Annotated in this window: 7 protein-coding genes and 1 pseudogene; 2 read left to right on the top strand and 6 right to left on the bottom strand. The window is 37.9% G+C overall.

The features are described from left to right. Nucleotides 1-13: 13 nt before the first annotated feature. Together nadD and DWZ63_RS15890 are read right to left on the bottom strand one after the other, a co-directional pair. Nucleotides 14-625: a nicotinate-nucleotide adenylyltransferase gene (gene nadD, locus DWZ63_RS02195; RefSeq protein WP_118498547.1), complete on the bottom strand. Its 612-nt coding sequence runs from the start codon at nucleotides 623-625 to the stop codon at nucleotides 14-16. A 174-nt stretch (nucleotides 626-799) separates the two neighbouring features. Then, nucleotides 800-1,081, bottom strand: a pseudogene (locus tag DWZ63_RS15890) (YhbY family RNA-binding protein); the annotation flags it as partial. 262 nt (nucleotides 1,082-1,343) lie between these two features. Here DWZ63_RS15890 and DWZ63_RS02205 point away from each other — a divergent pair. Then, nucleotides 1,344-2,540 (top strand): D-alanyl-D-alanine carboxypeptidase family protein, encoded by a 1,197-nt coding sequence (locus DWZ63_RS02205; RefSeq protein ID WP_118498551.1) that lies wholly within the window; start codon nucleotides 1,344-1,346, stop codon nucleotides 2,538-2,540. 124 nt (nucleotides 2,541-2,664) lie between these two features. On the opposite strand, the gene DWZ63_RS02210 is transcribed toward DWZ63_RS02205, so the two are convergent. The 4 genes from DWZ63_RS02210 to DWZ63_RS02225 form a co-directional block, all read right to left on the bottom strand. After that, complete coding sequence (locus tag DWZ63_RS02210; protein ID WP_055942347.1) at nucleotides 2,665-3,708, bottom strand: LCP family protein; 1,044 nt, start codon at nucleotides 3,706-3,708, stop codon at nucleotides 2,665-2,667. 148 nt (nucleotides 3,709-3,856) lie between these two features. Beyond that, a complete protein-coding gene (locus tag DWZ63_RS02215; RefSeq protein WP_182431418.1) occupies nucleotides 3,857-4,969 on the bottom strand; it encodes an LCP family protein in 1,113 nt (370 codons plus the stop codon). Nucleotides 4,970-5,262: 293 nt separating this feature from the next. Continuing rightward, a complete protein-coding gene (locus DWZ63_RS02220) occupies nucleotides 5,263-5,904 on the bottom strand; it encodes an ATP-dependent Clp protease proteolytic subunit (RefSeq protein WP_243020456.1) in 642 nt (213 codons plus the stop codon). Nucleotides 5,905-6,183: 279 nt separating this feature from the next. Then, nucleotides 6,184-11,304 (bottom strand): beta-L-arabinofuranosidase domain-containing protein, encoded by a 5,121-nt coding sequence (locus DWZ63_RS02225; RefSeq protein WP_182431419.1) that lies wholly within the window; start codon nucleotides 11,302-11,304, stop codon nucleotides 6,184-6,186. 225 nt (nucleotides 11,305-11,529) lie between these two features. Here DWZ63_RS02225 and DWZ63_RS02230 point away from each other — a divergent pair, with 225 nt between their 5' ends. Further along, the gene (locus DWZ63_RS02230) at nucleotides 11,530-12,411 is read left to right on the top strand and encodes an AraC family transcriptional regulator (RefSeq protein ID WP_207664374.1); all 882 of its coding nucleotides are present in this window, start codon (nucleotides 11,530-11,532) and stop codon (nucleotides 12,409-12,411) included. Nucleotide 12,412: the final 1 nt, after the last annotated feature.

The following is a 12,412-nucleotide window of genomic DNA, read 5'->3' on the forward strand; positions in this document are numbered from 1 at the left end:
ATCTCACATATTGCTATATCGCATCATATAATCCATTTTCATTTATATAGTTCCATACTTCTTTGTCAAGGTATTTTTCCATGTTTTCTCCATGTGCGATACCTTCCCGTATCATGCTCGAACTTATATCCATCTGCCGCATATGCACAAAGCGTATATCCGCCTTGTCATACTGTTTTATAAGCTCTTTTCTTTTTTCTTTGAGTTCATCAGGTGTTGAGCCGTCACGCCCTATTGCTAATATGACCGCCCTCTTTAATATCTCTTGTGGTCGGTACCATTTATCCAGATAGAGCAGCGAATCCGCACCCATTATAAAATAATAGTTATCGTCTGGATTTTCTTCCTGTAACAGTCTTAATGTATCTGCCGTATATGTCGTACCTTTTCTTTGCAGCTCAAAATCCGAAAATACAAATTTATCATATTCTGAAACCGCCAGCTTTACCATAACGGCACGCTCGTTTTCAGGCAATATACTTTTGTCTTTTTTGTGCGGCGGATTTTTTGACGGCATAAATAAAATCTTGTCTAAATCCTGCTGCCGCAGACACACTTTTGCCATCTCCGTATGTGCAAGATGGATAGGATTAAATGTTCCTCCCATAATACCTACTTTACTCATTTGTCTTATACACCACCTGCATCTTCAGTTTTTAATCTATTATTTATTCTTTTTTACCTGATTTTTCTTTCTCATGCTGTCAGCCCTTGTCCACTCTGACTTTGTTCCACGCTTGATTTCTTTTGCTTTTCTTTTTGCTGCCTCTTTTTTCTTTTCAGCTCTTTTTTCTGCAAGACGGCGTTTTTCAAGTTTCTGCATATTCTGTTTATAGAGTATTATTTTTTTACCGATAACCTGCACAACCTCCGCTCCCGTTCTCTCAGCGATAAGTTTTGCAAGTTCATTCGTATCATCATCACAATTCTTTAATACATTTATCTTTATAAGTTCTCTTGCCTTTAATACCGCTCTTATAGCTTCTATAGACTGTGGAGTAAGACTTGATTTTCCTATCTGGAAAATGCTGTCAAGCTTCATAGCCTGTGACTTTAATTCTGTTCTCTGTTTACTTGTCATTATTATTCTCCATTCTGTCATTATCTTTAGAATACGATAACAACCCGTTTCTTTCTTAATTTTGTTATAAAATTACTTTTGTCAGGCGGATATTTACCATCCGCTCTGCTACCTGCTCAATAAATGCGAACAGCAAAACTATTATACACAAAAAAATTATTTTTTTCCACACCAAAACAATACAATTTTGTAATATAACCGTATATTTATGAATAAATATGGATTAATACATATTTTACCTGTATAAAAGGATGATAACCATATGTCTGCGAAAAAAAATCTTTTATTTATAATGTCCCTTACTCTTTTTATTTCAAACATTATTTATATACCTCGTGCCACTGCAAAAGCCGCATTATCAATAGACTCAAAGACTGCCGTTCTTATCGAGAACAACAGCGGCAGAATCCTATACGAAAAAAACAAGGATAAGGAAATGATTCCGGCGAGCATAACCAAGATAATGACCTTAAATCTAATCTTCGATGCACTGTCATCAAAAAAAATCAAGCTGACTGACGAGGTGACAACAAGTGAATATGCCGCCTCAATGGGTGGCTCACAGGTCTTTCTTGAACCTGGCGAAGCACAAAATGTAGAGACAATGATAAAATGTATTTCCATCGCAAGTGCAAATGATGCCGCTGTTTCTATGGCTGAGTTTGTCGCCGGAAGTGAGACGGAATTTGTCAAACTTATGAACCAAAAAGCTCAAAAACTCGGCATGAAACATACTCATTTTAAAAATTGCAACGGTCTTGATGATTCCATCTCATCCGGGCATTTCAGCAGCGCCTATGATGTTGCACTCATGTCGAGAGAACTTATCACAAAACACCCCGAAATCTCAAAATATTCTACTACATGGATGGATAAGATAACCCACAAGACCAAAAAAGGTGAAAAAGAATTCGGACTTACAAATACAAATAAGCTTATCAGAACCTATACAGGTATAACGGGACTTAAAACCGGCTCTACATCAAAAGCCAAATATTGTCTCAGTGCTACGGCAAGCCGCAACGGTATCAGTCTGACCGCCGTTGTGATGGCATCACCTGACCCCAAAAAAAGATTTAACGAAGCCGCAAGTCTTTTAGACTATGGTTTTTCTCTGTGCAGAAATTATTCGGAAAAGACCTCAAAAGTGCTTCCATCTAAGATAAAGATAGCCGGCGGCAGAAAAAAGTATCTTAGTTCATACACAAAAAGTAATTTTAAATATATACTTATAAAAAATGAAAGTTCAGAAAAAATATCAAGAAAGGTTTATCTTAAAAAGAACCTCACTGCACCGGTAAAAAAAGGTGAAAACATAGGAAAAATCACCTATTTTCTCAATGATACAAAAATTGATGATATTCCGATATATGCGTCCGAGTCCGTTAATCGTGCGACTTATCTCGATTATATATTAAAATCATTTAAAAAACTGGTGTTTTCCACATACGCTGCATAAATATACTTCTCATTGCATTTCTTAATGATTTTTACTTTCCAAAAAATTCGCATATTGTAAAAATAACAGACCGCCAAATTATAAAGGCAGTCTGTTATTTTAATCTTCGCAGTTCCTTATTTCTTTACTTATTTGTAAATTTTCCGTATTGGAATGCTTTCTTTCCATCATAATCAAATATAAATTTATTGAGTGCCTCAGCATTTGCACTTGAATTTCTGGTTGAGCTTACTCCGTCAGTCATAACGATAGAAGAACCACAACTGTACTCGCCTCTTGCCGATGCTCTGTAATATCCGTTTATAGGTACCTGAAGCTGGTTTACCTTTGTAGTACCCATCTTGACAACATCCGTGATATATTCAAGTATCTTTTCATTTGAAAGGTCTGTAGTAACATATCCATCAAGTACCTTGTTTGCAATATCGATCCATTTTGTTGCAGGCAGTGTCTTTACTCTGTCAAAAACTGCTGTAATAATGGCTCTCTGTCTCCATGTACGACCATAATCATCCGTAAGTCCTGTTATGGTATATGTGCCGCCTTTTCTAATACGGCAGTAACCAAGTGCCTGATTTCCGTTAAGCTTCTGCTTTCCAACCTTTACATGTCTGTATTTCTTTTTTGAAATATAGTTCGTAGTGTTTAAGTAGTTTGCTTCTGACTCAGTAAGCTCTGCTTCCACACCCCCTACTGAATTGACAATTTTTTCAAATGCATCAAAACCAACTTCCACATAACCGTCAAGTTCGATATTAAAGTTCTGAGCTATCGTCTTGTAGAGAAGCGGTATTCCGCCAAATGAATTTGGTGAATTTAATTTGTTTGGATCATGTCCCGGTATGTCTACAATCATATCACGCATCAATGTTGTAAGTTTTAACATTCCATGCTTCATGTCCATTGTTGCGATTATCATAGTGTCTGTAAGACCGCTCGCATCATATCCTTTTTCTTTTCTGTAATCGTTGCCGACTACAAGAATATTTACAATATCATCATCAGAATTTACCTCAATACCGCTTAAGTCTACATTCTTAAGTGCCGTATCGTAATCCCTGTTGACATGATTTAATGTATTGTTAAATGTAACCTGTGCCTTAGCCACAAAAAATCCGGCTGCACCGCTAATTATTATGAGAAGTGATAATATAATCTTCTTCCACATATCTTCATCTTCCTCCATTCCGTAAAAACGTGCTCTCGAAATCTTCTGAACGAAGAATTTTAAGAAGATACTGAGAGTACATAAAACATTCCCGCGTTACAAAATGTTATTTTACACGAAAACTGCTTTTATTGCAATAAAATTCTGACTACTTTTTATTTCCATACTTAAATTCACCTTTACCATTGTATTTAAATATAAAATTCTTCAAAATATCAGCATTTGTGCTCCAGTCAGTTTCACTTGAATTTGTTGAAAGAAGATATGCTCCGTCAGAGCTTGTCGTAAAATATCCCTCCATAGGTATCTGAAGCTGTTTTACATCAGCCGTACCAAGAAATACCGTATCTTTCATAAGAGACATTACCTTGTCATTGTCAAGATCCGTCTCAATATTAGAGAGAACCTTATTTCCAACTTCAAGCCATTTTGAAAGCGGCTGTTTCTTCATCTTTGCAAACACGGCACTGATAACTGTTCTCTGTCTCCATGTACGACCGTAATCATCGGTAAGTCCGTTTGCCGTAACGACAGGCTTTCCTATTACATCATATCCTTTTCGTATGCGGCAATATCCGAGTGCCTGATAACCGTTCAACTTCTGCTTTCCGACTTTTAAACCTTTACGATATTTTTTCTTTCTGATAAAGTTTGTCTTGCTCAGATAATCTACTTCCGTCTGCGTAAGCTCTACTTCAACTCCGCCTATCGTATTTATTGCCTGCGTAAACGCATCAAAGCCGACCATGACATATCCGTCAAGCTTTATGTTAAAGTTCTCTGCAATAGCCTTATATATGCCCTTTATGCCACCATCATTGAAACACTCATTTAACTTTCTGTATTTTCCTGATGATGACGAATAAATTTTCATGTCCCTGAGAAGTGATGTAAGTTTTAATGATTTATGTTTTTTATCGAGAGTTCCTATCATCATAACATCCGGAAGCCCCTCCTCAACAAAACCATTCCACTCTTTTCGGTGGTCATTACCTATAAAAAGAAGATTTACAATATCATTATCAGAATCGACATGAATACCACTTAAATCAACTGTAGCTAATGCCGAGTCATAATTTCTCTTTACATGATTTAATGACTGGTTGAACATAACCTGTGCCCTTGCCGCAAAATAGCCTGCCGCAATACTTATTATAAGACAGATGCTTAACAGAACATTCTTTAATACTTTCTTCTTTCTTTTTTTTCTGCTTCTCTTTTTAAAACTGTTTCTGTCACTGTTTCTACGATTTTCTTCCATATACACTCCCATTTACTCACAGATATTATATTATGATGTTGAAGCTAAACAATATTTCTAAGACCGATGGATTACTATCTGTTTTTAACTTTTGCACCATATCATCTGATTTTATTTGTTATTTTTTACCTTTGAATATTATATAGGAGTCTTTCTCATATTGCAATAAATTTACGCAATTCTTAAGGATATTGTAAAAAACATTGAATCTTCTATTTTACTCTGCAGAAACTCACTGTAATGTAACATTGAATTACAAGCTTTTATATATTCAGCAAAAAGAAGTCTGCCATTTATAACTGTCTCAGTTTTTTTATTGCTTCGGCTATCCCGCCGACTTCATCGTAAAGTCCTTTTTTTACGGCTTCTTTTCCAACAAGTATCGTACCGAGATCCCTTGACAATATCCCCGGTGTCACCATCATCTTTTCTATCTCTTTTTTCTCAATTACGCTGTGTTTTGCGATAAAGTTCGTTATCCGCTCCTGTATGAGTTGAAAATACTCATATGTCTGAGGAGCACCCAGCACCGTGCCGCTCATTCTCACCGGATGTATGACAACCGTTGCGGAAGGAGCTATGATAGTGTGGTCTGCAGCGACTGAAAGCGGTACCCCTATTGAATGGCTGTCACCTATTATCAGTGAAACAGTCGGTTTTGTAAGTGATGCTATCATCTCCGCCAGTGCAAGTCCACACGAGACATCACCGCCGACCGTATTTATCAGAAAAAGTATCCCGTCTATATCCTCATCGCCCTCGATTGATACGAGCATAGGCAGCAGATGTTCATACTTTGTTGTTTTTACCTTCTCAGATGCACTGTTATGTCCTTCTATCTCCCCGATTATCGAGATTACCAAAAAATGTTTTCCGCTTTTTTCATCGTCAAGTTCAATCGTTCCATATTCTCTTATATTATCCATATTCCCCATATTCCCCTCATTTCTGTGCTGTTTTTATTCATATCAACAATATTTTACCAAAAGGTATTTTACTCTAAATTTTCCAAGTATCGTCAACTGTTTCTGCCTCTTGCACAATAAAAGTATGTGCAGTTTTTTCTAAAAAATCCGCTGCAAAACACAACAAATCCATAAACAATAAAAAATCCTCCTTAAACAGATGGATATATCCAATCTGTCTAAAGAGGACTCTTTTTCAGACTATGATACAGTTAATCCCGCATCTTTTCTCTGCCTTTAATATAACTTTTATTTTACTTTGACAGTCTTTTTAACCTTATAATATTTTGATTTTGTTACTGTAATAACTATCTTAGTCTTTCTCTTAAGTTTCTTTGAAACCTTAAATGTAAATTTCTTACCTTTTACTTTTGCTTTCTTATTCTTTGCACTGCCTACCTTAACCATTACTTTTGTTCCTGAAACAGAAAGTACACCTGTTATCTTCTTAGTGTTTCTCTTTGCAATAACTTTTTTAACTGACATTTTTTTCTTTTTAACCTTTACTGTCGGTTTCTTCGTTGTCGCAGGTGTCTTTGTCGGATTTACCGTTGGTTTTGTCGTAGGTTTTACTGTCGGTGCCGCTGTCGGCTCGTTCGTAGGTTTCGTAGTGGTATTGTTATTGTTATCTGAACCGTTGTTATCCGGTGTTTTTGTCGGTGCAGCCGTTGCCTGTTCAGTCTGCTGCGGCTCACTTGTTGTCTGCTGTGGTGCCTTAGATGTCTCAGCAGGTGATGGTGTATCTGTAGCTTTTACATCCGGCTGTTCTGTACCTGTAGCAGGTGTTTCCGGCTGCTTTGTATCATCCCCTGTCACCGGTGATGGCGAAGGTGAAGCTGTTTCTTTGGCTTTCTTTACCGTATCAGCATTTATAACATTACATCCGAGTGCAGATACCTCTGACTGCGTAAGTGCCTTGTCAAATAATAATACATCATCAAGTCCACCATTAAAGTAAGCATCCCATGCATTAACTCCAAAGTAAACTGCGGCACCTGATTTTTTCATTATGTCTTTTGCAACATTTCCCTCAGATACAATTTCTCCGTTCACATAAAGTTTTCCTGATACAGTTCCGTCTTTTGTACCCTGTTTTGTTCCATCAACGGTAAGTGTGACTGTCTGCCACTCTCCTGCCGTATAAGCATTTGATACCGTTGTCTCAATATATCCTGCCGAATCATGTGTCCATATCTTTCCGTCAAGCGTAAGATTGAGCCAATATTCAGGACTGAATGTTCCTGCCGTAAGTGTAGGATTATACTTATTTCCGACTTCTGACGGCTTCATCGCAAAACTGATGGTATAACTCTCACCGAGTTTTGACGCGTCATCAAGAAGTTTAAGTCCGTATGTTCCGTCCATTGACAGTGCCTTATTTGTATTTCCGTCCGTGTAAGTATATGTCTTGCCTGAGATTACCGCAGGTACCAAAGCTTTTGAAACCGCTTTTGCTCCATCAATATTATTTTCAAATCCAAATGCCTTTACAAGATTTGCTGAAAGGTCAAGTCCCGTATAATCAGTATTTACGACAAGTGTGTACTCTGATACAGTCTCAAAATCCTGTGCATATACTTTTATCTTAACTTCCGTTACTTTTCCGTTTGTCTTTATCTTTTTATTTTCTGTTTCATCTACTATATCTGAGCCTGCCATCACATATCCGCCTTTATCCGAGATATTAAATTTAACCTCAGGTACTTTGTCATATGTAGTGTTTATCTCTATCTTACCCTCTTTATCAGGTGTGAGAGTCTGTCCGTTATACTCGACCGATGTAAGCGTGTTTGTATTTCTAAATGCCCTCATCAGCGAAAGTGACTTGCAAACTCTTGCCGACTCTTTATCTCCGCCCGAGAATGTAATGTTTATAACTTTCTTTGTAACTTCCTGTTCATTCTCAATAACCTTTAACTCACTGATATTGTCCTTTACAACATCAGCAGGAATCTTATACATCACCTGATAATAATCTTCCCTGTCGGCATTGGCAAGTGTTATGTTCTTAACTTCAGCTTTTGTGCTGTCAAGTATCTCATCAGCTATAACGCTTTCACCGACAGTTATCTTTATAGGCTTTCCGTCATCTTCTTTTGCGTATGTCACAAGAAGATAATTATCCTCGCTCTCATCCGCAATCATCTTATATGTAAATGAACCTGATGCCTGTGCATATCTTGCTAAGTTTGGTGCATCTTCCGCAACGGAACCGTTGTCGATAAGTCCGTCCACGGTTTCCTTGCCGTCAGCAAGCGTAAATCTAAGCTCATACTGACCGCGGCCTAACTGCTCTATCTTGTCGATGGTTGCATCTTCTATCCTGTTTTTCTGCTTTTCATCAAGCACTGCCTGGCTGCTTCTTCCGTCAGCATCAACATAATATGTCCAATAGATACCGTAATTTTCCTCATCCTGATTGTAATGAGTAGTAAATACATAATCCACATTTGTACCGCTTAATGTGAAGTTCATCGTTCCATCCTGTTTTACAAGGTTTTCATTTATATTTGCGATAAACTCATCTACAGAATCGGCATTTGTGATACCTATAGTATCGTTTGCAACTGCTTTGGCACTCGGCACTGTCACGGAAACACCGTGTGAAGTTGTTGACTGTTTAGATTTTCCGAGTTTTGCACTGAGTACATATGGACCGTATTTAAATGCATATGTATCTTTGCCGTCAGCAAGATTATATGCCTTTACTTCCATAGGAAGTTTGATGCCAAACTCTGCTCCCTGACTTATCTTTTCGTTAGGGATAACTATATATCCGTCTTTTACTTCATAATCGTATTCTTCATCACCGAATTTTACTGTTGCCTTACCGTCTTTTACCCAATATGGCATACGGAGTTTGAGATTAAATGTAATACTGTCACCACTTACCTTAAATGTCATCGTGTCGCTCTTTGAGAGGTCACCCTTCTGCTCAATGACATAGCCGTCACCTGTAGCTTTTGATGCAAGATACTGGTTTACTGCGATAACATTTTTACCCTTAAAGTAAATGCTGTCCTGAAGTTTTGTAAAGTTTTCCATTCCTGAACCCGTACAGCACCAGAAACTGTTTTCAAGCGTTCCAAAGACTTTCTGATAACCGCTCGCCATAGGCTGGAAATACATTGTAAGACCTGTTTTGTGATCCTGTGATGACATTATGGCATTTATAAGTGTTGTCTCATAATAGTCCGCATATTTTTTGTCACCTGTTATCACGAAAAGTCTTCTGCTGAGTTTGAGCATATTGTAAGTGTTACAAGTTTCGTTGTTGCAAACCGTTCTTTCACCGTCTAGAACATTGTCGGCACCAAAATGCTCGTCCTCACTGTTTCCTCCGGTAACATATGTATGTTTGTCTATTACCATCTGCCAGAAACTCTCTGCATACTGGAGATATTTTGTCTGTGTATCGTCCGTCTCATAGCGGCAGAGTGCACCTAAAAATTTAGGTATTGTAGTGTTTGCGTGTTTATTATTTAAGATATTATCCGTTCCTTTAAGAACACCCTCAAATAATGATGTCTCATCAAACTTGTGAGCTGCACTGTAAAAATCTTCTTTGTTTGATGCGTCAGTCACTTTGTAAAGCTGATATAACGCATCGTTCATTCCTCCGTACTCTATGCCAAGCACCGTACTCTGTGTTGATGAACTCCATCCGTTTGCCCTATTAGCAATCCATGTACCGAGTTTGTTCGCAACTTCAAGTGCCGTCTTATTTCCTGCAACTTCATAGGCATCCGTGAGACCTGCAAGTATCTTGTGCATCGTGTACCACGGAACCCATGCCTGTGTTGAGATATTTGTCTTTCCGCTTTCTACATTGTCAAACTGAAGCACTACATTTTTCTTAAATTCACTGCTTGGAAGCGTTGCTCCAAATATATATCCTTCAATACCTGTTACTCCCTCTGTCTTTTTCTGACAGTCAGCTAGTGAGTCAATGATATAGTTTAATCTCTCCGTAAGTTTTTCTTTCTGCTCAGCCGTAACACCAGGATTTACTATTCCTTGTGCAGCTGCTGACATATAATGTCCGAGTATATGTCCTCCGATAAGTGAGTTTTCCCAGTTACCTCCGTAGCGTTCCTTGTTTTTCATATACTCTTTTATTTCTGATGCACTCATTCCTGCTGCATAACCCGCCGTTTCCCTGAAACCTGCAAGAAGTCTGTCTGCATCAAGTTTTAACATATTCTCAACATCGAGTTCTAAAGCGTTCTGATAGTATTCATCCGTAACTTCCACTTTTTCGCTGTCAAAATACTCAAGGTCTGTCATATCTTTTTTAGCTGTGACTGTTACCTTAAAATCTTTTGTAAGTGTAACATTTCCGTTTTTAACCGCAGCCGTAAGTGTAACTTCAGCATCACTCTCACCGGCCGCAGGTCTTGTAACTTTTCCGTCTTTTGATATAACACTCTCATTACTGCTCGACCAAGTTATCTCACTGTCAGCTAAGCTTCCTTTTGACGGAAGTTCTATATCACCGCTCACTGTCTCCGGAATACTTATCGCATCAAGGTCTGTCTGTGCAAGCGTGGTATCTCCTGCTTCCTTGATAGTGATATAAGTCATATTTATTGCCTTATTGTCATCACCCGTTCCTCTTGCATTGATAGTGAGTTCTCCGTCTGTTACCTTTACTGTGCCTGTCACCACACCTGAGTTAGTACTCACATCAAAATCTTTGGCAATCTCTGTCGCATCATCTTTGCCGATATTAGCATATACTGACGGTGTCTTTGAACAGCCCCACGGATCTGTAAAGCCGACCTCTACATAATATTCACCATTTTCGACTTCAAACTTATAATCAATATGTCTTGCCTGATTTGCCGATATAGTTGTGCTTGTCTCAAACTGGTTTTTTGTATATCTGTTTGTTGCAGTTTTTTTAGATTGGTCCCCACTTACAAATTCATATGGCCATGTCCAATCGGTGCTCACACCTCCAATCGAACAACTGCCGTTTGTAAGCGGAGAACTTACACTGTCAACGATTCCCCATTTATAACCTGTCTGTGCATCAGCACCATATACCTGATCCGTTACACTGTTGTGTGTTCCGAGAGGTCCGTCATCGGGTGTCGTAGTCACATCAAGGTCACCACAATCGACCGCATATACTATACTGTTGTCATCCCTGTTAATCTTTTGTGCCGCCTGTGCTGACATCTGAAGTCCTGCAATATAAGGCATTGAGAGAACCATAGCCGATGACATGACAATGGCAATACATTTACTAGCTGCTTTCTTTGTCTTTTTCATAACGCTTTCCTTTCTTTTAGTAATCTCAATCTGTGTTAAATGTGCATATACACAAATTCCAAGTGCGAAAAAGCCTGTACATAGGTTATTCACACTAATCCTCATTTCTGCACATGTTTTTCACACTATATTCTCTTCCTGTTACAATATAAATTTTATCATCTATCCCATTTTTACAGAATATTATTAAGTTATGTTTGTTACGAAAAAGTTTTACCCAAAAGTTAGATTAGGTGTAATTTTTTCATAGCATGGCACTCCTGTATATTGCACACATAAATCCCATAATATATAATGTATATAAAGGATATGAAAGGTATGGTAAAACATATGGATGTATTAAATTTTCAATTAGCAAGCCCCTTGCAATTCAACTGGGCAGGCAAGTTTATTGCACCTGACGAAAACTGGACACACATTACAAGGGCACTTACGGATTATGAATTTATCGTTATGACTGACGGCGAACTTTATATAGCAGACGACAAAAGACAATATGTAGTAAAAAATGGAGAATATCTTATTATGCCGCCGACACTTAAACAGTACGGATATAAGCCGTCTAAATGTACCTTTTACTGGACGCATTTTACTTATCCTAATGAACTTATATCCCCCCGTTGTTCAATGAGCGAACATGATATTCTAAATAATATACATAAAAATCAAAATATGATTCTTCCCGTGCAAAACACGATTCCGCGTATTGACAGAATCATAGTCTTATTAAAACAGCTTCAGGACAGCGACAGAAAATACGGAAGTAAAATGTTAAACTCACTCAATATAACTGCGGCACTGATGGAACTTCACAGCCAGCTCTACCTCTCTAACGGAAGAGTTTCCCTAAAAGGCGGCCATGTACAGTTATACACCGATATTGTCGATTATATCTCATGGCGGATAAGAGAAAATTTCAAAGTCAGTGAGATAGCAGAATATTTCGGCTACAATGAAAAATATATAACGACATTTTTTAAAAAAGCATCGGGTGTTTCACTGAAAACTTACATCTTAAATCAAAAGATGGATATGGCAAAGGCTTTGCTCAGTGACACAAATAAACCTATCTCACAGATTGGATATGAAATAGGTTTCTCTGATAATCACAATTTTTCAAGTGCTTTCAAAAAAATAACCGGACAAAGCCCGTCCGATTACCGCAATACTTACGCACAAAGAAAATTATTCCATGAATAGT

It is taken from the genome of Clostridium sp. AF34-13, from assembly GCF_003477845.1.
GTDB classification, from domain to species: Bacteria; Bacillota; Clostridia; order Lachnospirales; family Lachnospiraceae; genus Butyribacter; species Butyribacter intestini.